Origin of the sequence: Methylobacterium gregans (genome assembly GCF_022179245.1) — a bacterium.
GTDB classification, from domain to species: domain Bacteria; phylum Pseudomonadota; class Alphaproteobacteria; order Rhizobiales; family Beijerinckiaceae; genus Methylobacterium; species Methylobacterium gregans.
In genome coordinates this window covers 105,872-128,747 of record NZ_BPQM01000059.1, presented here as the reverse complement: position 1 = coordinate 128,747, position 22,876 = coordinate 105,872, and the positions used below count along the sequence as shown (strand labels likewise).

Below are 22,876 nucleotides of genomic sequence, written 5' to 3'. Positions count from 1 at the left end.
AGCCGCCCGGCACGATCGAGTGGGAGTAGCGGGGCCTCAACCCCGCCAGACGTCTCAGCCCCGCCGCTCAAGCGTCGCCACGTAGAACCCGTCTGTCCCGGTGCGGGCGGGACTCATCTGAAGACCGTGGTGGGTGAAGCGCACGGCGTCCGCCAGATCGGGACGCACCCGCGCCACCACGTCCCGCGCCGGCACCACGCCGAATCCCGCGGTGCGGCCCAGGAAGGCGTCGAGTGCCCCATCATTCTCCTGCGGCAGGAGCGAGCAGGTGATGTAGGTGATGCGACCGCCCGGCCGCACGAGGCGTGCCGCCCGGTCGAGCACCACCGCCTGCTCGGCGATGCGGGTGGCGAGGCTGCCCGGGCGCAGGCGCCATTTGGCGTCGGGATTGCGCCGCCACGTCCCGGCGCCGGTGCAGGGCGCGTCAACCACCACGCGGTCCACCGTGCCGTCGAGATCGGTGAGAACGTCGGCGCGGGCCCGGCCTGTCCGGGGCGTGCGGACCTCGGCCTCGGCCCCCGAGCGGCGCAGGCGTTCGTGGATCGGCGCGAGGCGGCGCGGGTCGTCGTCGCTGGCGATCAGCCGGGCGCCGTTGCGGGTCTGGCTGGCCAGCGCAAGCGTCTTGCCGCCGCCGCCCGCGCAGAGATCGACCACCGTCTCGCCCGCCTGCGCCTCGCACAGAAGCGCGGCGAGCTGCGAGCCCTCGTCTTGGATCTCGTACCAGCCCTCCAGGAATTCCGGCTCGACGTGCAGCGCCGGCCCGCGCCCGTCCGCGCCGATCGGGATGCGCAGGCCCTGCGGCGCGAAGGGGGTCGGCTCAGCCCGCAGATGCGCGAGCGCGGGCAGAGCGGCGGCGCGGTCCTGCCGGAGCGCGTTCAGGCGGATGTCGAGGGGCGCCCGGCGCGCGAGCGCCTTCAGCTCGGGCAGGAGATCGTCGCCGAGCAGGCTCTCCAACTCCGGCAGCACCCACTCGGGCACGTCGCCCGCCACATGGGGCGGCGCCTCCGCCAAGGTGCCCTGATCGAGCCGCGCGCGCTCCTCGACGCTCAGAGGTTCGGGGGCGAAGCGCTCGCCGCTGAAGAGCTGAGCGATCGACGGCGCGGCGAGCCCCTGCTGCAGGCGGAGCGCGCCGAGCAGCACGGCCCGCGGCGTCTCGTCCTGCATGATCCAGGCGGCGGCGGCACGGCGGCGCAGGGCATCGTAGACGAGGCTCGCGATCGCGGCACGGTCACCTGAGCCGGCGAAGCGGTGGGCGAGGCCCCAATCCTTGAGGGCATCGGCGGCCGGGCGTCGGCGCGCGGCGATGTCGGCCAGAACCTCGATGGCGGCTGAGCAGCGGGCAGAGGGGGTCAGGTCGGTCTCCTGTCATCTTCTATTCACGCTGCCGTGAAACGGCCACGCTTCGCGCGCCGCGCGGCCATGATACGGCCGAGCTTACGGCCCGATCGAAGCCGACAACGCCTCTCGCTTCAACGAAGGCCGGAGAGCCCGATGTCCCCCCTCCCCCGTCTCTTCCTGGCGGCGCTCGTCGCCGCAGCGCTCGCCGCCTGCTCGCAGGCGCCCGCGGCGCCGGGTCCCGAGCTCAGCCCGCCGCCGCCGCGCGTCGATGCCAAGACGCAGCTCGAGTACGGCGGCCCGCCGCCCCGCGGCCCGCGCTACTGAGCGCTAGCGGGCCTCACGGGCCCGGCGCGTCTCATAGGCCTTGAGCCCCGTATAGACGATCCCGAGGAGCGGGTGCGCGACGTGCGTTGCGCGTGCCCGCGCGATCAGGTCGCCGACGACGTGGTCGGCCTCGATGCGGCCGCCGCCCAGGATGTCGCGCAGCATCGAGGCCGTCATCGGCGAGCCCTCGGCCGTCAGCGTCGCCCGGGCCTGCGCCGCGACCTTGTCGCGGGGCGCGTAGCCGGCGGCGGCGGCCGTCGCAAGGCACTCGTCGTGGAGCCCCTCGATCAGCGCCTGCCCGCCGGGCGCCGCGAGGATGTCGCCCAGGGCTGCCCGCATCAGGGTCGTGGCGCCCGCAAGCGTTGTCAGGAAGACCCACTTCTCCCACATCTCCAGCAAGATCTTGTCGCTCAACCGGGCCTGGAACTTCGCGCCCTGCATCAGCGCGTCGATCGCCTGCACCCGGTCCGAGCGCCCGCCGTCGCGCTCGCCGTAGGTGATCGTGCAGAGCTCGCTCATGTGGCGGATCTCACCATCCGGGCCGACCGTCGAGATGATGGCGCAGGAGCCGCCGAGCACGCGCGCCGGCCCGAAGGCGGCGTCGAGCGCGTCGAGATGGGCCATGCCATTGAGGATCGGCAGGACGAGCGTGCCCTCGGTCACCGCGGGCGCCATGTCCCGGAGCGCCGCGTCGAGGTCGTAGGCCTTGCAGGAGAGGACGACGAGGTCGAAGACCTCCTCTCCCAATCGGTCCGCCGTGACGGTCCGCGGCGCGGGCAGGTGCAGGTCGCCGAGCGGGCTCTTCAGGTTCAGCCCGCGCGCCGCCAGGATCTCCGCACGACCCGGACGAACCAGGAAGGTCACGTCGCGTTTGATCTCGGCGAGCCGCGCCCCGTAATAGCCGCCGGTTGCCCCGGCCCCCACCACCAGCACGCGCATCGCCCAACTCCCTGCCGTCACGTCCCGGCCTCCATGCGCGTGGGAAGGCCGGGATGCAACTCGAGCCTCGGCGCCAATCAGGTCCGGGACGGGTAGTTCGGGCTCTCGCGGGTGATGGTGACGTCGTGGACGTGGCTCTCGCGCAGGCCCGCATTGGTGATGCGGATGAACTGCGCGCGCTCCTGGAACTCGGGGATCGTGGCGGCGCCCACATAGCCCATCGCGGCGCGCAAGCCCCCGGCGAGCTGGTGCAGCACTGCGCCGACCGGGCCCTTGTAGGGCACCTGCCCCTCGATGCCCTCCGGCACGAGCTTGTGGGTGTCGCTGACCTCGGCCTGGAAGTAGCGGTCGGCCGAGCCGCGGGCCATCGCGCCGACCGAGCCCATGCCGCGGTAGCTCTTGTAGGAGCGGCCCTGGTACAGGAACACGTCGCCTGGGGCCTCGTCGGTGCCCGCGAGGAGCGAGCCGAGCATTGCCACCGAGGCGCCGGCCGCGATCGCCTTGGCGAGGTCGCCCGAGTACTTGATGCCGCCGTCGGCGATCACCGGCACGTCGGCCTCGTAGGCCGCTTCGACGGCCTCCATCAGGGCGGTGAGCTGGGGTACGCCGACGCCCGCGACGATGCGGGTGGTGCAGATCGAGCCCGGCCCGATGCCGACCTTGATGGCGTCCGCGCCGGCATCGATCAGGGCCTGAGCGCCGTCCCGCGTCGCGACGTTGCCCGCCACCACCTGAACGGCGTTGGAGAGCTGCTTCACCCGGCGCACGGCGTCGAGCACCTTGATCGAGTGGCCGTGGGCCGTGTCGACCACGATGACGTCACAGCCGGCGTCGATCAGGCGCTCGGCTCGCTCGAAGCCGCCGTCGCCCGTGGTGGTGGCGGCGGCCACACGCAGGCGGCCGTGCTCATCCTTCACGGCGGTCGGGTAGGCGACCTGCTTCTCGATGTCCTTCACCGTGATCAGACCGATGCAGCGGTAGTGGTCGTCAACGACGAGCAGCTTCTCGATGCGGAACTGGTGCAGCAGGCGCTTGGCCTCGTCCTGGGTCACGCCCTCGCGCACGGTGATCAGCCGGTCGCGGGTCATCAGTTCGGCCACCGGCTGGCTGGCATTCGTGGCGAAGCGCACGTCGCGGTTGGTCAGGATTCCGACGAGCTTGCCGCGCGAGCCGTTGGGGCCCCGCTCCACCACCGGGATGCCGGAGATGCGATTCTGCTTCATCACCTCGAACGCCTCGGCGAGGCTCGCGTCCGGATGGATGGTGATCGGGTTCAGGACCATGCCCGACTCGTACTTCTTGACGAGACGGACCTGCTCGGCCTGCTCCGGCGGCTCCAGGTTGCGGTGGATCACGCCGAGCCCGCCGAGCTGCGCCATGGCGATGGCCATCGGCGCCTCGGTGACGGTATCCATCGCCGAGGAGAGGATCGGCAGGTTGAGCTTGATCGTGCGGGTAAGGCGGGAGCCGACATTGACCTCGGTCGGCATCACCGAGGACGCCGCGGGCCGCAGGAGGACGTCGTCGAAGGTCAGGCCCTCGATGATCGAGGCGGCGCGGATGGGGGCCATGTGCCAACTTCCCTGCAGGTGCGCGGCGCCTGATCCAGGGCCACCGGCGTGATTGGGTTGGCACGGGCCGATATCACGGGGGAACCGGCCCCGCCAAGGCGGCGAAACCCCGCCGCAACAGCTTATTCACGCCGGGCCCGCCTGCGCGGGCCGCATGGCGGCGCGCAGCAGGTCACGGAACGCCAGCGCCTCAGCGCGCCGGGAGCCCGTTGGCCGGTCCCTTGTCGGTCCAGTCCGGCGGCAGGCCGATATAATCGCCCGCGATGCCGTTGACGCCGGGGGCCCGGCCGAAGGCCTCGCAATCCGGGTCGAGCGGCGCCTCGCCCAGCGTCGTGATGCGCACGCGGTCCCAGGTCGGGATCGAGAGCGGCGCCTTGAAGGGGTCCTGGCCGGTGGCGATGAGGTAGCCGAGATCCTGGCCGAAATCGCCCGCGAGGTCGTAGGCATCACTGGCCGGCGAGAAGCGCGGTTGGCTGGTGAAGGAGTTCGAGGCGCCGCCCCAGACCATCGCGACCCGCTGCTGGCGGCGGCGGTCGAGCGCCTCGGCCTCGACGGTCAGACTGCCGAGCCCGATCGGCACCCGCGGAATCGGAACGCGGCCGATACCCTCCGCGAAGCCGACGCCGACCTGCGAGGCAACCGTGACCGCGGCCGAGAGGCCGATGGTCGAGCCGGCGCCGACGAGGTTCGTCGGCTCCACGCGGGTCACCTGCGCGCGCACCGTGAGGTCGGCGTCGCGGGTCGAGACGACGTCGTATTTCAGGGACAGCTCGTAGCAGAGCGCCCGGTCGGCGTTGTTGGCTACGACCCGACGCTCGACCTCGTTGAGCCCGGCGGCGCCCGCAGTATTGGCCGGGAAGCTCGTCGGGATGATGCGCACCGTGCGGGTGCGGGCGAGCGCGGCCTGATCGGCGTAGAGCCTGGCCGTGGTCGACGCCTCGGTGCTCGCGCGCAGGAGGTCGTAGCGCGTGAGCGAGCCGTTGTCGTTGAGGAGCACGGTGCCGCAGGCGGCGACCGAGAGCATCAGGGCGGAGGCCGCGGCGAGGCGCGGCAGGGATCGGGGCGATAGCGATCGGGGCGTCTTCGGCCTCGTGATCATCCGGTCACTTTCTCGAGGAACGGACCCGCATCCCGCGGCCCGTACGGGCGCGGGGGGCCGCAAACACTATGGCTGAGCTTAGGGCCGATGGCCTTGGCCCGGAAGGGCTGGGCCGGGCACGTGCCGCGTTCGGAAACAATCCGTGGCCGATCCGCCACGGAATCGGGTGGATCGCTTGTGCGATCGGTCACATTCCACGCAGGCACGCTGCGCATGCAACCGGGTGTTCACCAAAACGCTTGTGGAGACCGATGTCCCCGACCCGGATCGTTCCCCTCGTCGTCGCCACCGCCCTGTTCATGGAGAACACGGACGCGACCGTCATCGCCACGGCCCTGCCGACGATCGCCGCGAGCCTTGGCGAGGATCCCATCGCCCTGAAGCTCGCGCTGACCGCCTATCTGGTCAGCCTCGCGATCTTCATCCCCGTGAGCGGCTGGATGGCCGACCGGTTCGGGGTACGCACCGTGTTCCGCGCGGCACTCGGCGTGTTCATGGCGGGCTCGCTCGCCTGCGCGGCTGCCGACGGGCTTGTGGGCTTCGTAGCGGCGCGCTTCCTCCAAGGCCTCGGCGGCGCCATGATGGTACCGGTCGGGCGCCTCGTGATCCTGCGCAGCGTCCCGAAATCGGAACTCGTCACCGCGCTCGCCTACCTGACGATTCCCGCGCTGATCGGCCCGATCCTGGGGCCGCCGCTCGGCGGCCTGATCACCACTTGGCTCGACTGGCGCTGGATCTTCCTGATCAACATCCCGATCGGGATCGCCGGCATCGTGCTGGCGAGCATCTACTTCGAGGACCTGCGCGAGGCGGAGCGGCCGCCGCTCGACGTCGCGGGCTTCCTGCTGCTCGGGCCGGGACTGGCCGGCCTGATGCTCGGCCTCGCCTCGCTCGGACGTCACCTGCTGCCGGCTTGGCTCACCTGGGGCTGCCTCGGCGGGGGCGCGGCCCTCCTCGGCCTATACATCGGCCATTCCCGTCGGGTTGCGCACCCGGTGCTGCGACTGGAACTGCTCGGATACCCGACCTTCCGGGCCGCTGTGACGGGCGGCTCGCTGTTCCGCATCGGCACCGGGGCGATCCCCTTCCTGCTGCCGCTGATGCTGCAGATCGGCTTCGGCCTCGACGCGCTGCAATCGGGCCTGATCACCTTCGCGGCCGCTGCAGGCGCGATGCTGGTGAAGACGGTCGGCCCTCGGATCCTGCGCACATTCGGGTTCCGTGCCGTGATGGTGACGAACGCGGTGCTGGCGGCGGCCTTCCTGGCGGTGAACGGTCTGTTCACCGCCCACACCCCGCACGCGCTGATCGTCGGCCTGCTTTTCTTCGGCGGATGCCTGCGCTCGCTGCAATTCACCTGCATCAACGCGATCGCCTACGCCGATCTGGAGCAGCGGGAGATGAGCGCGGGCACGAGTCTGGCGAGCGTCGCGCAGCAGCTCTCGCTGAGCCTCGGCGTGACGCTGGGCGCCCTCGCGCTGGAGGGCGCGGCCGCCTGGCACGGGCGCGCGGAGATCCGGGCGGAGGATTTCGGACCGGCCTTCCTGGTGGTGGCGCTGATCTCGGGTGCCTCGGTGTTCGCCTTCCGCCGTCTGAGCCCGGAAGCGGGCGCGGAGATCTCCGGCCGGCGCGCGGCGGTTGCTGCACCGGCCGGAGCGCCCGGGCGGAACTAGGCCGCGGCGCGCGCGGGCCGGCCGCCGCGCTTCGGGCCGTTGCTGTTAGCGGGCTTGCGGGCGGGCGCCTTCTTGGCCGCCGCCTTCCCGCCCGCGCGAAAACCCTGCCAGCTCCAGGCACCGGGGCCCTGGAGGGCATAGAACAGGAAGCCGCCCGCCAGACCGAGATCGGCCAGCAGCAGCGTGCGCTCGGCGACCGCGGCCGCGCCGCCGAACTGCCAGAACGGGTGCAGCACGACCGCCATGCCGGCCGCGAAGAGTGCGAGCGCGAGGCCGGTCAGTCGCGGCAGCACGCCGAGGATCAGCGCCAGCGGTCCGAAGACCTGCACCACCACCATCGCGGTCGCAACCGCGTTCGGGGCCGGCACGCCCGCCCCGGCCAGCGTCACCGCGAAGCCCGACACATTGAGGGCCCGGGCGATTCCCGTTGGCAGAAGGGCCGCAGCCAGCAGAAGGCGTGCGGCGAGGCTGATGGCGTCCGGGGCTCTGGCGATCACGGGATGGCTCCTTCGGGCAGGCCCGGAGAGCCTTGGGGCCGGCGCGTATAGGCCGGGTTAAGGGCGTGGCGCCGTCAACCGGAGACGCCGCCGCGGAACAGGCGACCGTGCTCGGTCCAGGCCACGACGAGGAGCGCGAGGGCGCCGAGCGTCGCGTAGCCGACGCCGATCGGTAGCACCGTGCCGTCGAAGGCCTGCCCGATCAGGAAGCCGCACAGGGCACCGAGGATCGTGGTGTAGAAGCCGAGGAAAGAAGAGGCGGTGCCGGCGATGGCCCCCAGCGGCTCCAGCGCCAGCGCGTTGAAGTTCGGCATGGCGAAGCTGATCAGGAACTGATTCACCGCCAGCACGCCGAGGAATAGGGCGAGGGGCGGGTGGCCGCCATAGGCGAGGCCGACGCCGACCTGCGCGAGTCCCACCACGACGAAGGCCGAGAGGCCCGCATGCGAGAGCGGGCGCATGCCGAGGAGCCGCACCACCCGGGCGTTGACCAGGGTCGCCGCACCCATCGCGCCCGCCACCGCGCCGAAGGCCAGCGGGAACAGGGTGCCGAGATGGTAGAGCCCGGTGTCGAAGATCTGCTGGGACGAGCCGACATAGCCCATGATGCAGCCGGTGAGCAGGCCGAGCGCCGTGGCGTAGCCGACGGCCACCCGGCAGCGGAGCGTCGTCAGGACGGCCTGCGCGGTGGCGCCGAGCGAGAGCGGGCGGCGGTAGTCCGGATGCAGCGTCTCCGGCATGCGCCACGTGAACCAGAGCGTGCAGATCGCGGCCAGCACCAGCATCGAGACGAACACCCAGACCCAGGAGCCGAGCGCCAGCATCATCCCGCCGACGGCAGGCGCAATCATCGGCACGATCAGGAACACCATCATGATGAGCGACATCACGCTCGCCATCTCGCGGCCGGCGAAGCGGTCGCGCACGATCGCGGTCGAGAGCACGCGCCCGCTCGCCGCGCCGACGCCCTGGATGATGCGGGCGGCGAGCAGCCAGCCGAACGAGGGTGCAACCATCGCCAGCACCGTGCCCGCCGCGTAGATCGCGAGCCCGGCGAGCAGGACCGGCCGGCGTCCGAGGGCGTCGGAAACCGGCCCGTAGACGATCTGTGCCACCCCGAAGCCGATCATGTAGACGTAGACGAGGAGTTGGAGGTGATTCGCGTCGCCGACGGCGAAGCGCGCCTGGATCGCTGGGAAGGCCGGGAGCAGGTTGTCGATCGAGATCGCGGTCACCGCCATCATCAGGGCGACGATGGCGACGAACTCGGCGAAGCCCGGACCGGCCCAAGGCACGGGAATGGCGACGCTGGCGCGCGCGCCCTCGGGCGGGTTCGGCCGGATCGGTGCGGTCACGGATGCCTCGGAACGGAGCTGCGGGAGAGCCCCCTCCCGGGCTCCCCGTCCCCCGACAACGCGGCGGCGGTGTGACGGTGCGCATGTCCGCGGCACAGCACTGGCTTGCCGACGCCCATAGGGCCGGAACGGAGAAGGCTCAGCTTCGTTGGGCGCGCGAGCGCAATCCTCTGGAGAGACCGATGTCCAGCCTCGTCCGCATCCTCCTCGCGATCTTCCTGCCGCCCGTCGCCGTGCTGCTGACCACCGGCTTCGGCCTGCAGTTCCTGCTCAACATCGTGCTGTGGATCCTGGGCTGGCTGCCCGGCACCGTCCACGCGCTCTGGCTGATGAACCGCGAGCGCCCGCTGGTCTGAGCGGGCGGACAGCTCGTCGCGGGGAGGGAGTGGCGGCGGCGCCTCAACGGGCCGTCTCTGCCTTCACTGCCGGCTTCTTCGCCTCGGCGACCTTCGCGGCGGGCGCCTTTTTCTCGGCGATCGCGCCTGTCGCGGTCGGCGGCTTCGCCAGATGAGCCTGGATACGGGCGCGGGCGGTGTGGACCTGCTTGGCGGGCTCGGCAGTCGCAGCGTCGGTGGCGGGGGTCGCGGGCTCCGGCGCGGGCGCTTCCTTGCGGGAGAGGCCGCCGAACACCTTCTGGAAGGCCGAGACGTCGCCCTCCGCGTCCGCGACCGTGACGCGGGCGGGCTTGACGACCTCAGCCTCCGGCCCGCCCTGCTTGGCCAGCATCAGCGGAGCCGCGGCCGGCGTCGCAGCCGGTTTGGCGCCGGTGGCCAGGGCCGCCGCGGCGGCCTTCGTCGGAATCGGCGCGGCGGCGAGCTGCGTCCGGCCCTTCAGCCCGCTCGCGGGTGCGGCCTTCGGCTCGACCGCGATCTCTTCGGGGCCGGCCGCCAGCGTCTCGGGGCGGCTCACCTCGCCGAGATGATGCCGCCCGAACTCCTTGGCGCTGTAGGGGAGCTCCTCCTCCTTCGAGCCGAGGCTCGCGAAGGCGGTGACGTTCTGGGCTCGGAACACCGGATTCTGACCGCCGTCCTGGTAGACGACGCGGGTGGCGGGCGTGCCCTTGGCCACCAGCTCGGCGATCTGCTGGTCGTCGCGGGCCCGCTTCTCGGCCACCTGCGGGTCGACCCGCGGCGTGCACGAGCCTGCGGCCGCATCGGCTCCCCCGAACACGTACTTGCTACCGCACAGGCCGACCTTCGGCTCCTGGCGCAGGGCCTCGAAATAGTCCGAGCCCTCCTTCAGATTGCTCCAGAACGGCGCGTTCGGGTCGTTGCGGAACTTGGCCATGTTCTGGGCCGTCATCCGGAACGGGTAGGACTGGAACTGGAAGGCGCGCTGGCCGCCCGCGAAGGCCTCGCGGGCGATGGCGTAGATCTCACCCATCGAGGCGTCGGTCATCGCGAAGCAGCCTGCCGACGAGCAGGTGCCGTGCACCATGATGTAGTTGCCGGTCCTCCCGTTCGCGCGATCGAAGGCGTTCGGGTAGCCGGTATCGAAGGAGAGATAGTAGGAGGAGTTTGGGTTCATCTGGCCCGGGGTGATCGTGTAGAACCCCTCGGGCGCCTGCCGGTCGCCCTGCTTGGTCTTGGGACCGAGCTGGCCCGACCAGCGGCAGATCGGAAAAGTCTTGAGCAGGGCGTACTGGCCTGTGCCGTCGCGCTTCCAGACCTCCAGCTCCGATTCCTTCTTGTAGGCGCGGATCAGGATTGGATCGGACTGGCTCATCCCCTTGGTCTGCATCAGCGACAGGGTCTGGGCCGGGACCGGGGTCAGGTGCCGCGTGGAGGCGCCGTTGATCAGGCCGTCCTGGCAGGCGCCGAGGCCGAGCGTGAGGGCGATGAGACCAGCAGCCGCGAGCGGGCGCACAGCCATGGGGAACCTCGTCTCGATACTCCGCCCGCGAGCACGTTCGGCCAGCGTCGGGCGTCACTCCCCAAACTCGTAGATCGATTAAACTTGACCCTCCGTTACCGCAATGACGCGCAGGCCACACTCCACGGAGAAGACTCAGCCGAGATGTGCGGGACTGCACGCCGCCTCGGCGCGAATCAGATCGAGGAGGCGCGCATCGTCGACCGGGTCGGCGAGGCGCAGGCCCACCGGTGCGGAGGGTATCTCCAGCGTGATGTGGAGGAGATCGGGACGCGGCTCGGTGCGCTCGGCCACCCGGGCGGAGGTCGCCCCGGGCATGAGCTGGATCACCGTGAGGTGGCTGCGGGCGGGATCGCCCGACAGCACGTCGCAGAGGGCGGCCGCATCGGCCGGTGCGACGTGCAGGTGGCTCATCAGCCAGTAGCGGTTGCGGGCGCTCGGCATAGCCCGCGCGGCCCGCAGGCGCCGGACGCCCGCCTGCAGAAAGGAGAAATCCGCGTCGTCCGCCGCCGGGTCGTGGTGGTTGAAGATGCAGTCCAGCCCGTAGCGCTCCCGGTAGAGCCGGTGGCGGCCGCGGGTGATGCCGGGTGCCTCGCGCTCAGGCAGCGGGATCGTCTCCAGCTGGGCCCGGTCGGTGAGCGCCCGGAAATCGTCGGCGAGGCAGTCGCGCACCATTGGCGGGAGCGTGAAGACCCAGTCGAACGGGCCCGACCACGCGCGCAGGCCGAGCGTCTTGAGGGCATGCGCCATCTGGCAGTTGCTGCCCAGCGAGACGTGGTTGAAGGCCCCGGGCTCGCGCCGGTCGGGGCGATGCAGGCCGAGCCGTCGCCGCAGGATGCCGAGAAGGCCGGCTCGGCCCTCCCCGTCCCGTCTCACAGCCGCCGGCCGATCTCGAGGAACTTCTGCGCCCGCCGGTCGCGGATCTCGTCGCGGCCGAGACCCTCGAAGCTCTTGAGCGCCTCGTCGAGGGCGGCGCCCGCCGCCGCCACGGCGCCGTCGCGGTCGCGGTGGGCACCGCCAGTCGCCTCGGGCACGATGCCGTCGATGACGCCGAGGCGCAGCAGGTCCTGCGCGGTGATCTTCATGGCGGTGGCGGCGTCGTGCGCCCGGCCCTGGTCGCGCCAGAGGATCGAGGCGGCGCCCTCCGGCGAGATCACGCCGTAGATCGCGTGCTCCAGCATCAGGACCCGGTTGGCGGTGGCGAGCGCGATGGCGCCGCCCGAGCCGCCCTCGCCGATGACGAGCGCGACGTTCGGCACGCCGAGCGACAGGCAGGCCTCGGTCGAGCGGGCGATGGCCTCGGCCTGGCCGCGCTCCTCCGCGTCGATACCCGGGAAGGCGCCCGCGGTATCGACGAAGGCCAGAACGGGCAGGCCGAAACGGTCGGCGAGCTCCATCAGCCGCACCGCCTTGCGGTAGCCCTCGGGCCGGGCCATGCCGAAATTGTGCCGCAGGCGCGCCTCGGTGGTCGCGCCCTTCTCCTGGCCGATCACGCAGACCGGCCGGCCGCGGAAGCGCCCGAAACCGCCGACCACCGCGGCGTCCTCGCCGAAGCTGCGGTCGCCGGCCATCGGGGTGAACTCGTCGATCAGTCCGGCGCAGTAATCGACGAAATGCGGCCGCTGCGGATGGCGGGCGACCTGCGTCTTCTGCCAGGGGGTGAGGGTAGCGTAGATCTCGGCGAGCGCCTGGGCGGCCTTGGCTTCCAGGCGGCCGACCTCCTCGCTGATCGAGACGGCGCCGTCGCGGGCACCGACCGCCTTCAGCTCCTCGAGCTTGGCCTCGAGTTCCGCCACGGGCTTCTCGAAATCGAGATAGGAGCGCGTCACCGCCATCGGTTCACAAATGTCCTGCGCGTCGTTCGAGAGCCTGCGGGCGCGCGGAAGCGCCGCCGGGCGGGGCGTGGTGTTGGCGATGCGGGAGGGCGTGTCAACCGCGCGGGAGGCGGCACGCGCATGCGGGACGAAGGTCGGAAGTCGGCACGGCGGTGGGCGCCGCCATCCTGAGGCCGCGATTGCCGTGCTTGCCTCGGACCATGATTCTGCGCCCGCTCCCTGCCCTCGCCGCTCTCCTGACCCTAGTTGGCCCGGCGGCCGCGCAGGCGCCCAAGCCCCCCGCACCGGCGACGCTGGAGCAGATCGAGCGCCTGGAAGCCGGCCCGCGGCGGCGCGACTTCTATCTCAGCCCGCAGGCGGCCGAATCGGCCCGCGCCGCCGAGGCCAAGATGGAAGCGATGCAGCGGAAGATGGACGCTCGCGTCCGCCGCGCGACTCGCAGCATCTGCGATGGCTGCGCCGGTCAGGCCGCGCGCCGCCGCGACGCCTCCGCCGCACCGCGCGACGACGTGCCGGGTCTGGCCGATCCCGCGCAGGCGCCGCTGGACTGAGCCGCTCAGGCGGCCTCGGCCTCGACGCGGTTCCGGCCGCACTTCTTGGCGCGGTAGAGCGCGAGGTCGGCGCGCTTCATCATGTCGCCCGCCGCAGCGTCTTCCCCCTGCCGGGCCGCGACGCCGATCGAGACCGTGACCGGTACGCAACGGGTCGCGCGCTGGACCGCGAAGGGCAGCGCCTCGATCCGGGCGCGGATGCGCTCGGCGATCACCTGCGCCTCGGCGAGGCCCACATCCGGCAAGATGATCACCACCTCCTCGCCGCCGTAACGGGCCACGATGTCGACGGTGCGGGTATGCAGCCGGACCCGCTCGGCGAAGGTGCGCAACACCTCGTCGCCGGCCTCGTGCCCGTAGGTGTCGTTGATCGTCTTGAACCGGTCGATGTCGAGGATCAGCGCGGCGACCGGGCGCTGGCGCAAACTCGCTTCGGCGAAGAGTGCGCCGAGATGGCTGTCGAGGTAGCGCCGATTGTGCAGCCCCGTCAGGCCGTCGGTCACCGCAAGTTGCAGCGAGGCCTGGACGGCGCCGCGCAGCACTTCGGAGAAGCGCTTGCGCCGGACCTGGGTGCGCACTCGCGCGGTCAGCTCGTTCCGGTCGATCGGCCGCAGCAGGTAGTCGTGCACGCCGAAATCGAGCCCGCGCACGATGCGCTCACGCTCGTGCGCCTCGCCCAGCATTATCAGCGGGACGTTACGGGTCCGTTCGAGCGAGCGGAGTTGGCTGCACAGGCGCAGGCCGTCCGACCCCTCGAGGTCGAGGCTGACCAGGATGCAGTCGAAGGTCCCCTCCGCGGCGCGCATCAGGGCGCGCTGAGCATCGGGCTCGATGCGCACCCGATGGTGCTGGCCGAGCGCCGCCGCCATCCGGTCGGCCGCGCCGGCCCGGTCCTCGACCAGGAGAATCTCCGCATCAAGTCCTGTCTCGGCGGCGGCGCGCGCCAGCGGATCGCCGAGGCCGGCCTCTCGGGAAGCGAGCGCGCGGCCGAGCAGTTCGTCGGTTACCGCCTTCAGGCGCACGAGGCTGCGCACCCGGGCGAACAGGGCGACGTCGTCCACGGGCTTGGTCAGGAAGTCGTCCGCCCCCGCCTCCAGGCCTCTCAGCCGATCGGCGGGCTGGTCGAGGGCGGTGACCATGATCACCGGCAGATGCGCGGTGACGGGGTTGCTCTTGAGGTATCGGCAGACCTCGAACCCGTCCATGCCGGGCATCATCACGTCGAGGAGCACGACGTCGCAGAGGCCCCGCTCGCAGATCGCGATGGCGTCCGGTCCGTTCATGGCCGATACGGTGTTGAAATACTCGAGCGCGAGCTTCGTTTCGAGAAGCTTCACGTTCGGAAACAGATCATCGACGATCAGGACTCGCGCCGACATCTTTCCTCGCGGGCGACCGGAGACGCCGCCCGCGCGGATGCACCGGGTCAGGCGTCAGGATTTCGCCTCAAGATAAGTCCGAACCGTTGCCAAAAACTTCGCGACCGAGATCGGCTTGGACAAATATGCCTCACAGCCGCCCTCGCGGATCCTCTCCTCGTCGCCCTTCATGGCGAAAGCCGTGATGGCGATCACAGGAATGTGCTTGAGATCGTCGTCCTCCTTCAGCCACTTGGTGACTTCGAGGCCGGATACCTCGGGCAGCTGGATGTCCATGAGGATGAGATCGGGGTGATGCGCGCGCGCCAGCTCGATCGCCTCGATGCCGTGCGCGGTCTTGAGCGTCGCGTAGCCCTGCGCCTCGAGGAGGTCGTTGAAGAGCTTCATATTGAGCTCGTTGTCCTCGACGATCAGCACCGTTTTCTTCATGAGGCGTTCATCCCGGTGCGCGCGACGCTTGTCGTTAACGGGCCGTCACCCTGTCGGAATCCATTCTAGGGTTTACATGTTGATGAAACGCAAATCCCTTCAAGAGGATGAAGCCACGGATTCGTTGGCGCTCGATGTTCTGCTGTGGATGGTCCAGGATCCCGATCGCCTGCTCCCCTTCCTGAACGCCACCGGCCTGACGCCCGACGCGTTGCGCCGGGCGCGCGAGGATCCGGCAATTCTCGACGCGGTTCTGGACCATGTGATGGCGGATGAGCCGGTTCTGATCGCCTGCGCACGTGCGCTGGAATGCCCTCCGGAGCGAATTGCCGCAGCCTGGAGGCGCCGCAGGCCGCCGGATTTCGAGGCGCCCTGACCACCGGGCGTCTCCTGAGCTCGGGGAGCGCCCCCGAGGAACAGGGGCGCCCTCCGGTATCAAGGGCGGCAGGGCTTGTCGGGCCCCTTGTCGAGGTCCAGCCGCGTCAGGTCGCCCACGATGGCAAAATCACCGTAATCGAGCTTGAGCGCACCGCTGACCCCGTTGTCGTAGAGGTCGAAGCTCAGCGTGTAGATCGGCGTGCGCTCGCCCTTCCCTTGCGTGAAATAGCTCAGCGTCACCGGCCAGCGCTGCACCGAGGCCAGCGCGCCCTCGCGCAGCGGCCTGTCGCGCTCGGAGCCCGCGGCCTGGGTCGGTCCGGTGCTCGGCCGGCCGATGACGGCCAGCGTGTCGTAGACCTTGCGGCCGTCATCCGAGCCGTCGAACACCTTGGCGGCGAGCGTGGTCTCGCCGGTTCGGGCCGCCTCGATCAGGCGGCGCATGTGCAGGCTCGGAAACAGGACCGGACCAGCCTCGCCGAACTGGTCGCGCTTGGGCTCCTTCAGCCGCACCTTGAAGGCGTCGCCCTCGCTGGTCGCGTTGCCGTCGACGGTCGGGCTCGACGTGCCGTTGGTCGCGCTCGCCGTCCGGAAGCGGAATTCGTGGCCGTCCCCGCCCTCGAAGGTTGTGTTGCGCAGGTCCGAGGTACGGCTCCCGGTCTCGGCGGACTCGAGCACGGTCACCTGCCGGGTCTGCATGGTGTAGCCCTGGCAGGCATCGCCCTTGAACTCGAGGGCGATGCGGCCGCGGGCGCTGTCGACTGCGCGCGTGCCGCCGCTCGAGCCGAGCGACAGGTCGTAGACGGCGCGGTGGTTGGCCAGCACCACCGGCGCCGCGGCCGGCCTCGCCGGAGCCTCCGTAGCCGGCGCGGGGGCCGGCGCGGCCCGGACGGCGCTCATCTCGGCGATCCCGATCTGGGCGATCCCGCCGACGAGAATGAGAGCGAGAGCGGGGCGCGATCGCATGCAGGATCCTCCGGTGACCATGCAGGGCAGATAGGTGGCGCGGCAAAGCCGGGCAATGCGCGGAGATTCCGGATCGGGTCCGAAGCTCGATCCTTCACACCCTCAGCCCTGCCCGGAGAAGCGCCGGGCGAACCAGTCCCGCACGAGGACCCGCTCGTAGTACAATCCCCCGGTGGCGAAGCGCGCGTTGGCCGTCAGCAGGAAGTTGATGTCCGTGAGCGTCTCCTCCCCCTGAGCCGCCGCCCGCCCGCCCCGGCGCAGCCTGTAGGCGAGGCGGATGCGCGGCGGTCCCGCGTCGGTCACCACGCGCACGCCTTGGGGCGCGCTGAAGCTCGGCCGCTCGAACCCGGCGAGGTCGATGTCGAGCACGGTGACCGCGAGGTCGTCGCCCGGAAGGAGGCGCCGGGCGCCGGCCTCTTCGAAGATCCGGGTCATCTCGGCAAGGGTCGTCCGCAGGGTCTGGCCCGAGCCGTAGCGGTTCTCTGCATCGGTGAACCGCTCGGGCGCGACGTAGCGCACCGTGACCTGCTGCGCGGCGGCCGGTCCCGCGGCGAGCGCGGCCGCCAGAAGAGCTGCCGCCGCGCCGCGCGGCCTCATTGCTGCGAGCGGGTGATCACCGCCAGCAATGCGCGCGCCACCGGCTCGGTGACGGTGCGGCGGTACTTCCGGTGAACGAGCTGCCCGTTGTGGTAGACGTCTTGCTCGACGTAGAGGCGCTCCCCGTCCCAGCGGACGATGTTGTCGCTCTCCGTCGTCTCCTCGACGCCGAGATCGGATCTCAGGATCGTGCTCCCGGTGTGCGTCAGCATCCGCAATAACCCTGACTGGTGGCCCCGACGGCCGAAGGAAGGGGAGCATAGGCGGGGCAGGCGGCGTACGCCAGACGGAGCGCGTGACCGAGCCGCCGCGGTGTCGCACGCTCACTGCACGGTTACCTGATCCTTGATCCGCTCGTAGGTGGTCCGGCTCAGCACCCGCTTGCTGAGCAGCTGGTCGACAGAGGTGTAGGGCCGCTTCTGGATGATCGCGCGCCCGATATTGCCGCCGCCCTTCAGGCCGTTCAGCTGGGCCACGGTGGCGGTGTTGAGGTCGACGAGCGTCACGGCCCGCGGCTCCGCGCGCTCCTCCGCCTGCTCGGTCGGATCAGGCGCGGGCGTCGGGAGCGGTGCCGGAACCGGCTCGGCGTTCGGGACGGGCGGCCGGGCCGGCTCCCCGGGAGCCGGCGCCGGCTGCGCCGCCCGCGCCGTGACCTCGGGCGGCACGGGCGCCGGGCGGGGCGGCTCCGGCTCGGATGCGCGCTCCTGCGGAGGCGCCGACACCGCCGGGACCTCGGCGCTGGAATCGCCCGGTCCCTGAAGCCACAGGAACTGCGTCAGCGCGGCCAGAAGGCCCGCGGCGACGAGCAGCACGGACACGCGCACGATAGCCGAGCCGCTGAGCATGGCGCTTTCCCCCTCGCTGCCATGGTTTCTCTCATCGTCCGGGAAGGAGAGGCAAGTTTCCGAAAGGTCGGAAACGGTTGGTGCGGGCGCAAATCCACTGTCGACGCCGTCACGATCTTGTGGATTGTTCGGGCCGGGGACGGTTGATCGGGGCCGCTGCCTGCCCGCACGCCGTCTATGGCTCGGCCTTCATCGTCCCGGCCTGCTCCTGGCCTGCGGCTCGGAAACGCGCGAAATCGATGATGTCGTGGCCCCAGATGAACCGAGGCGGCGTGGCGGCGGGATAGGCGTAGAGGTTCCGGTCGAAGCTGTTGCGCCCGGTCTGAATCACCCTGAAGTTCGGCGATTCGGGCTCGGCGTCCGAGACGCCGCCGGCGCTGCCGGCGCCCAGGAAAACGAAGCGGTTGTCGTGGACCCGGTTCTGCGCGGTCCTGTAGAGGCCGCCCTGCGCGCGCTCCCGAGCCTGATCGACGAGGACCACGGCGTGACCGTCCGGCCGCACGGTGATGTCGTTGTCGCTGACCTCGACCTCCTCGGAGGCTGCGATCTGGATGTCCGCGTCCCAGAACCACGTCGCGCGCGGGTCGCCGTTGCGGCGCAGGGTGTTGCGGCGGATCACGGCGGCGTAGGAGATCTCGTAGAAGATGCCGGGCCCGACATTGTCCTCGGCATGGTTATCCTCGATCAGCACGTCGCGGCAGTCGATATCGCACCACAGGCCGGGGCCGCCGTTGCGATCGACGCGGTTGCCCCGGAGGACGACGGAGCGACTGTCCGTGATCTTCAGGCCGCCAGCCTCCCAGGCCGAGTCGAAACCGGCGGTGTTGTTGGCGTAGATGCGGTTGTTCTCGAACAGGATGTCTGTGCCGCCCGCCGTCGCGCCGAGCTGGCCGTTGTGGTGGATCGCGCAGTCGCGCACCACGCTGTTCGAGACGATGCCGATGCCCGCACCGGAATTGTGGCGCAGCTCCGTCGCCTCGACGCGCCAGCCCGGCCCGGTCGCCTCGATGGCGCCTTCCTGGACGGGGGAATCGTACTTCTCGATGACGAGGCCGCGGATGCGCACGTTCGACACCTGTCCGCGGAAGGCGAAGCGGGCGCTGGCCCCCTCGATCGTCCGCCCCTTCGGGTCGTCGGCGATGGTGACGCGCCCCGCGGAGACCTCGACGAGGTAGCGCCCCGGGCCGAGCTCGGCCCGCGATGCGACCCGGCGCAGCGGCTCACCGTCGAGGAACAGCGCGAGGGGCTGCAGGCAGAGGGTGCCGGAGCGGCACTGCCCGGGGCCGGCAGCGGCGGGTCGCAGCCGGATGCCCGAGAGCTGCCAGTAGGCTCCGGCGCGCTCGAAGCCGGTGAGGATCCGGGCCCCGTTGAGAATCGTGCCGGGCTCGCCGAGGAAGCTCTGCCCGGCGAGCGGCGCCACCTCCTGCATCCGGTAGAGGCCGGCCGCGAGACAGATCGTGCCCCCCACACCGGCGCGCAGGGCCGCGCTCTGGATCGACCCGCCCGGCGCAACCCGCACGGCACCGGCCGGACAATCGGCCGGGCCGGACGGCTCCGCCCGAGCGCCGGCTGCCGGCGCGGGGCCCCAGAGCGAAGCGAGCACCACGGCGAGGAAGGCCGTGCGGTAGGCCGCGCGCGCGGCTGAGCCTCGCCTCACCGGAGGTGAACAGGCTCGGCGCGCCAAGCCGGGCGCGGCGTTGCCGGCAGCGCGCCCTCGTCCAAGTCCTCGCCGGCCGCCTCAACGGACGGATCGAAGCGCCCGTCTGCGGTTGCCGGCATCTCGGTTCCGACGAGGTGCTTCATGCCCCAGATCGCTGCCTGGGTCCGGTTCTTAACCTGGATCTTGCGAAGGATCGCCTTGACGTGACCCTTGACCCGCCCCTCGGCAATCGCGAGGCGGTCCGCGATCACGCGGTTCGACTCGCCCTTCACCAAGCAGGCGATGATCTTGATCTCCCGGGCGCTCGGCCGGAACGTGTCGCCGGGGTCCGGCCGCTCCGGTCCTTCAGGGAATGCGCCCTCGTCCTCGGATGAGGCCGGGGCCTGCTCGCGGGGAGCCGTCTCGCGAAGGGTCGGAATCGAGAGGTGGGGCACGACCCTCTGTCCCAGCAGCGCCAGTTCGAGGGTCTGGACCAGGGTCTCGGCCGCCACCGTGCGCAGCAGGATCGCGGCGACGCCGGACTCGAGCATCGGCAGAACCTGGGTCTCGCCGCAGCCCGTGCAGAGACAGACGATCGCGGCCTCCGGACAGCGCGCCCGCGCCTCCGTGATCCGCTCCAGATCCTGCTGCCGTTCCGGGTCGATCGACAGAAGGATGACGAGGGCCTCGCTCGCGAGTGCGGCCGGCTCGACGTCGTCCAGACGATCGGCGGCCGCCACGACGTCGAATGGCGATCCGGCAAAGATGTGGCGCAATCCCTCGCGGAAGAGTGCCGTGTCTCCGACGATCGCTACGCCGACCGCATCCACAAGTGGGATGGCTTCCTCAATCCGTTCACTCGTGACGAGACAGTTCATATCGCAACCCTCTCGATGGGGCTCGCCCCTGGCGACAAAGCGTATTGTCTAATACGCTTCATCAACGACTATGTATGAGGGCAGACGTCGCTGCAAACAACAAAAGATAAGACTCCTCCCCTTTGGTGACTGACAAAGCGTCTGGGCATTCACCGTTGCGAGACTGATGAGCGCCACATCTGCTCACAAAGGCACTCTTGATGCCAATGCGATTCTCTGGTTGCGCTGGTTTTCGGCAGGTTCGCGCGACCGTACTGCCCGAATGGGGTAGGCTTCGGCCGTTCTGAGCCGTTTGGCGCGGATGGTCAGGCGTCATCCATGCCGTTCGGAGTAGTCCCGCAGCGGGCCTGTCGAAATCCAGTCGGCCTGTAGAGTCGGATCGACTGAATGTAGTTCAGACGGGTCCCGACATGCTCGACGAACGCACGCGCAGAAGCTTTGCCCGCTCGAACCCGGGGACATCTGCCGTCGCAGCCGCGGCCGATACGCGCGACTGGGTCGCGGAGTTCCGGCGCGAGCAGGCCCACCTGATCAGAACCGCTCCGGGCGCCGGCGCATCCCGGCTTCTCTCCTACGGGGTCGGCGGCGCGCTCGCCGTGGCGCTCGCCGTCACGCTCACCACCGTCCTGCCTGTGCGTCCATCCGGATCCGCGGCGCCCGGCGATCGGCCGGTATCCGTCACGTCCCTGGCGCGTGCGCCGGCAACCGAGCTCGCCGAGGCGCGGGAGGAAGGGCTGACCTTCGACCTCGCCCGCGCGCGCCAGGAGGTCGAGGCGGCCCGGGCCGCGCATGCGCAGGATGTCGGAGCGCTCCGTGCGGCGCATGCGCGGGAGATCGAGGGGCTCCGCGCAGCGGCGGCCGAGGCGGAGGCGGCCGCCGGGGCGAAGGGCAACGTCCTGGCGCACGATCTCGAGACGGCGCGGGCCGGGCTCGCCGCGGCTCAGCGACAGGCGGCGGAGGCCGACGCGCAGGCCGCGGAGGGCCGCGGGCGGTCGGAGCAACTCGCCCGACAGCTCGCCGAGGCGGAAGCGTGGGCGCGCGAGTCGCGCGCGGACGTCGAGGCCGCGCTCGCCCAAGCGGCGCGAGAGCGGGACGAGGCACGCGCGCGCCTCGCCGAGACGGCTCAGACGACCCCGCCCCGTGAAACGGCCGCCCCGGGATCGGAGCCTGTGGCCGCGCCGCTGCTCGTCGACTGGGCCCTCTTCAGCCTGCGCCTCTCGCCGGCCGAGGAGGCTCCGACGAGCGCCCCGCCCATCCTGCAAGATCCGCGGCGGACGGGATCCGATCAGAAGGCATCCGACCAGAAGGCATCCGGCCGAAAGGCCGGCAATCGGGCGCGTGGGCACGCGCCCGTGCGGAACGACCCCGCCCCGCGTGCGGACCGACCCGGCCGGACCAAGGCCGGCGCGACGCGCGCACCGGCTCCACCCGGCGACCTGGAGTTGCGCCTTCCCGGCGGCGGGCTCATCGAACCCGACGCGTAAGCCCCACCAATTCCTGTTCCTGCTCCAGCATCGTCCCGGCGCCGGAGCGACCGCTCGTGGAGAAAACCGTGTCAGATCCGGGCCGGCGTCCCGACCTCGAATGGCTGAAGGCGCTGGCAGCGCTCGAGGTGGTGGTGTGCCACTCCGATCTCGCGGTGAAGCACTTCTCGGGAACGCTGATCGCCCAGTCGTGGTACCTGCCGCTGAGCGGGATCGGGGTCGAGGTGTTCTTCGTCGTCTCCGGCTATCTCATCTGCCTCCGGGCGCCCGCCTACGCGAGCGCACTGGCCTTCCTGCGCGCCCGCCTCCTCAGGCTCATGCCGCTCTACGCCCTGTTCACGGCGCTCGCGGTCGCGGCCCGCCTCATCAATCCGGCCTGGGCCTGGAATCGCTGGGACGTCTCGGCCGGTACCATCATCGGTTCCTTTCTGATCCTGCCCCAACCGCACTACCCCATCGTGGGCGTCGGCTGGTCGCTGGAGCACGAGGTCATCTTCTACGGGCTCGTGGCCCTGCTGATCCTGGCGACGCGGCTCGCGGGCGAAGCGCCCGTCTGGTTCGGTCTCGCGCTGTTCGGACTGGGCTGGTGCGGCGCGCTCGTCGGCATCGCCCCGAGCGATGCCGCCTGGTACCTGCACCCCGTCAGCGTGCTGATGACGGGTTTCGCGGCGGGCTGGCTCTACCGCTGCCACGAGGTGGACGGGCGGCTCGGCGTGGCCTGGCTTCTCATGGCCTGCCTCGCCGTGACCGTCACGCTGAGCCTCGGCACCGATCCGGCGAACACCGAGCGCAGCCTCCGGCTCACGGGCGCCTCCGCCCTCGTGATCCTGTTCGTCGCGCTCCGCGACACGATCCTGCGGCTGCCCTTCGCCGACCGGATCCTGTTGCCGCTGGGGCTGGCGACCTACAGCATCTACCTCTCGCACTGGTTCACGATGTCGGCGCTCGGCAAGGCCGTCGGCCGGCTCCCCCTCCCCGAATCCGCGCAGTTGCCGGTGCGGCTCGCGGTCATCGCGGTCGCGGTCGCGGTCGGCCTCCTCGTCTACCGGCTGCTCGAACGGCCCCTCGACCGCTGGCTGCGCGCCGGCGTGCCGATCGGGCAGGCCTTCCGCCAGCCTTTCCGGCGTCGGCGCACGATAGGGCCGGAGCTCCCGCCGAATGCGGGGATCGCTCATCCCATCGGCGCCCACGAGTAATCCGGAAGGTCGCGCCGTGCCGATGGGCCCCTCT

General features: G+C 70.9%; 24 protein-coding genes. 7 read left to right on the top strand and 17 right to left on the bottom strand.

What is annotated here, in order from left to right; translation table 11 throughout:
* Nucleotides 1-54: 54 nt before the first annotated feature.
* A complete protein-coding gene (locus tag MFF54_RS12975; RefSeq protein WP_238303335.1) occupies nt 55-1,353 on the bottom strand; it encodes an RsmB/NOP family class I SAM-dependent RNA methyltransferase in 1,299 nt (432 codons plus the stop codon).
* Nucleotides 1,354-1,491: 138 nt separating this feature from the next.
* Between MFF54_RS12975 and MFF54_RS12970 the strand changes: the two genes are divergently transcribed.
* The gene (locus MFF54_RS12970; protein WP_238303328.1) at nt 1,492-1,662 is read left to right on the top strand and encodes a hypothetical protein; all 171 of its coding nucleotides are present in this window, start codon (nt 1,492-1,494) and stop codon (nt 1,660-1,662) included.
* Nucleotides 1,663-1,665: 3 nt separating this feature from the next.
* Here MFF54_RS12970 and panE read toward each other — a convergent pair whose 3' ends face one another.
* The 3 genes from panE to MFF54_RS12955 all read right to left on the bottom strand — a co-directional run bounded on the left by panE (nt 1,666) and on the right by MFF54_RS12955 (nt 5,271).
* Complete coding sequence (gene panE / locus MFF54_RS12965) at nt 1,666-2,601, bottom strand: 2-dehydropantoate 2-reductase (RefSeq protein ID WP_238303334.1); 936 nt, start codon at nt 2,599-2,601, stop codon at nt 1,666-1,668.
* A 77-nt stretch (nt 2,602-2,678) separates the two neighbouring features.
* Nucleotides 2,679-4,172, bottom strand: a complete 1,494-nt coding sequence (gene guaB, locus MFF54_RS12960) for an IMP dehydrogenase (RefSeq protein ID WP_238303326.1) — start codon at nt 4,170-4,172, stop codon at nt 2,679-2,681.
* A gap of 190 nt (nt 4,173-4,362) precedes the next feature.
* Complete coding sequence (locus tag MFF54_RS12955; protein WP_238303324.1) at nt 4,363-5,271, bottom strand: DUF3313 domain-containing protein; 909 nt, start codon at nt 5,269-5,271, stop codon at nt 4,363-4,365.
* A 251-nt stretch (nt 5,272-5,522) separates the two neighbouring features.
* Here MFF54_RS12955 and MFF54_RS12950 point away from each other — a divergent pair, with 251 nt between their 5' ends.
* Nucleotides 5,523-6,944 carry an MFS transporter gene (locus tag MFF54_RS12950; RefSeq protein WP_238303322.1) on the top strand — a complete coding sequence of 474 codons (1,422 nt, stop codon included), beginning with the start codon at nt 5,523-5,525 and terminating at the stop codon, nt 6,942-6,944.
* On the opposite strand, the gene MFF54_RS12945 is transcribed toward MFF54_RS12950, so the two are convergent.
* Complete coding sequence (locus tag MFF54_RS12945) at nt 6,941-7,441, bottom strand: DoxX family protein (protein ID WP_238303321.1); 501 nt, start codon at nt 7,439-7,441, stop codon at nt 6,941-6,943. The two genes, MFF54_RS12950 and MFF54_RS12945, sit on opposite strands and share 4 nt — an antisense overlap.
* Nucleotides 7,442-7,515: 74 nt before the next feature.
* Complete coding sequence (locus MFF54_RS12940) at nt 7,516-8,796, bottom strand: multidrug effflux MFS transporter (RefSeq protein ID WP_370880149.1); 1,281 nt, start codon at nt 8,794-8,796, stop codon at nt 7,516-7,518.
* 182 nt (nt 8,797-8,978) lie between these two features.
* On the opposite strand from MFF54_RS12940, the gene MFF54_RS12935 reads away from it, so the two are divergent.
* A complete protein-coding gene (locus MFF54_RS12935; protein ID WP_238303319.1) occupies nt 8,979-9,152 on the top strand; it encodes a YqaE/Pmp3 family membrane protein in 174 nt (57 codons plus the stop codon).
* A gap of 43 nt (nt 9,153-9,195) precedes the next feature.
* Here MFF54_RS12935 and MFF54_RS12930 read toward each other — a convergent pair whose 3' ends face one another.
* The 3 genes from MFF54_RS12930 to MFF54_RS12920 form a co-directional block, all read right to left on the bottom strand.
* Complete coding sequence (locus MFF54_RS12930; RefSeq protein ID WP_238303317.1) at nt 9,196-10,668, bottom strand: L,D-transpeptidase family protein; 1,473 nt, start codon at nt 10,666-10,668, stop codon at nt 9,196-9,198.
* A 135-nt stretch (nt 10,669-10,803) separates the two neighbouring features.
* Nucleotides 10,804-11,544 (bottom strand): DUF1796 family putative cysteine peptidase, encoded by a 741-nt coding sequence (locus tag MFF54_RS12925; RefSeq protein ID WP_238303315.1) that lies wholly within the window; start codon nt 11,542-11,544, stop codon nt 10,804-10,806.
* Nucleotides 11,541-12,503, bottom strand: coding sequence for an acetyl-CoA carboxylase carboxyltransferase subunit alpha (locus tag MFF54_RS12920; protein ID WP_238303313.1), 963 nt, complete (start codon nt 12,501-12,503; stop codon nt 11,541-11,543). Before MFF54_RS12920 ends, MFF54_RS12925 begins: the two co-directional genes overlap by 4 nt.
* A 200-nt stretch (nt 12,504-12,703) precedes the next feature.
* On the opposite strand from MFF54_RS12920, the gene MFF54_RS12915 reads away from it, so the two are divergent.
* Nucleotides 12,704-13,054: a hypothetical protein gene (locus tag MFF54_RS12915; RefSeq protein WP_238303311.1), complete on the top strand. Its 351-nt coding sequence runs from the start codon at nt 12,704-12,706 to the stop codon at nt 13,052-13,054.
* 5 nt (nt 13,055-13,059) lie between these two features.
* On the opposite strand, the gene MFF54_RS12910 is transcribed toward MFF54_RS12915, so the two are convergent.
* Nucleotides 13,060-14,433 carry a PleD family two-component system response regulator gene (locus MFF54_RS12910; RefSeq protein ID WP_238303309.1) on the bottom strand — a complete coding sequence of 458 codons (1,374 nt, stop codon included), beginning with the start codon at nt 14,431-14,433 and terminating at the stop codon, nt 13,060-13,062.
* 54 nt (nt 14,434-14,487) lie between these two features.
* Nucleotides 14,488-14,862 (bottom strand): response regulator, encoded by a 375-nt coding sequence (locus tag MFF54_RS12905; RefSeq protein WP_066927051.1) that lies wholly within the window; start codon nt 14,860-14,862, stop codon nt 14,488-14,490.
* Between the two features lie 82 nt (nt 14,863-14,944).
* Between MFF54_RS12905 and MFF54_RS12900 the strand changes: the two genes are divergently transcribed.
* Complete coding sequence (locus MFF54_RS12900) at nt 14,945-15,238, top strand: DUF3572 family protein (RefSeq protein WP_238303307.1); 294 nt, start codon at nt 14,945-14,947, stop codon at nt 15,236-15,238.
* A 59-nt stretch (nt 15,239-15,297) separates the two neighbouring features.
* Here MFF54_RS12900 and MFF54_RS12895 read toward each other — a convergent pair whose 3' ends face one another.
* The 6 genes from MFF54_RS12895 to MFF54_RS12870 form a co-directional block, all read right to left on the bottom strand.
* Nucleotides 15,298-16,203: a cell envelope integrity EipB family protein gene (locus tag MFF54_RS12895; protein ID WP_238303305.1), complete on the bottom strand. Its 906-nt coding sequence runs from the start codon at nt 16,201-16,203 to the stop codon at nt 15,298-15,300.
* Between the two features lie 102 nt (nt 16,204-16,305).
* Nucleotides 16,306-16,800: a DUF3016 domain-containing protein gene (locus tag MFF54_RS12890; RefSeq protein ID WP_238303304.1), complete on the bottom strand. Its 495-nt coding sequence runs from the start codon at nt 16,798-16,800 to the stop codon at nt 16,306-16,308.
* Nucleotides 16,797-17,012 (bottom strand): hypothetical protein, encoded by a 216-nt coding sequence (locus MFF54_RS12885; RefSeq protein WP_066921812.1) that lies wholly within the window; start codon nt 17,010-17,012, stop codon nt 16,797-16,799. The genes MFF54_RS12890 and MFF54_RS12885 overlap by 4 nt, the downstream gene beginning before the upstream one ends.
* 111 nt (nt 17,013-17,123) lie before the next feature.
* On the bottom strand, nt 17,124-17,645 hold the full coding sequence (locus tag MFF54_RS12880) for a ComEA family DNA-binding protein (protein ID WP_238303303.1): 522 nt from the start codon (nt 17,643-17,645) through the stop codon (nt 17,124-17,126).
* 175 nt (nt 17,646-17,820) lie between these two features.
* A complete protein-coding gene (locus MFF54_RS12875) occupies nt 17,821-19,302 on the bottom strand; it encodes a right-handed parallel beta-helix repeat-containing protein (RefSeq protein ID WP_238303302.1) in 1,482 nt (493 codons plus the stop codon).
* Complete coding sequence (locus MFF54_RS12870) at nt 19,299-20,162, bottom strand: LuxR C-terminal-related transcriptional regulator (protein ID WP_238303301.1); 864 nt, start codon at nt 20,160-20,162, stop codon at nt 19,299-19,301. Before MFF54_RS12870 ends, MFF54_RS12875 begins: the two co-directional genes overlap by 4 nt.
* Before the next feature lie 410 nt (nt 20,163-20,572).
* Between MFF54_RS12870 and MFF54_RS12865 the strand changes: the two genes are divergently transcribed.
* Together MFF54_RS12865 and MFF54_RS12860 are read left to right on the top strand one after the other, a co-directional pair.
* Complete coding sequence (locus tag MFF54_RS12865) at nt 20,573-21,646, top strand: hypothetical protein (RefSeq protein WP_238303300.1); 1,074 nt, start codon at nt 20,573-20,575, stop codon at nt 21,644-21,646.
* Between the two features lie 68 nt (nt 21,647-21,714).
* Nucleotides 21,715-22,842, top strand: a complete 1,128-nt coding sequence (locus tag MFF54_RS12860) for an acyltransferase family protein (RefSeq protein ID WP_238303299.1) — start codon at nt 21,715-21,717, stop codon at nt 22,840-22,842.
* The last annotated feature ends 34 nt before the right edge of the window (nt 22,843-22,876 follow it).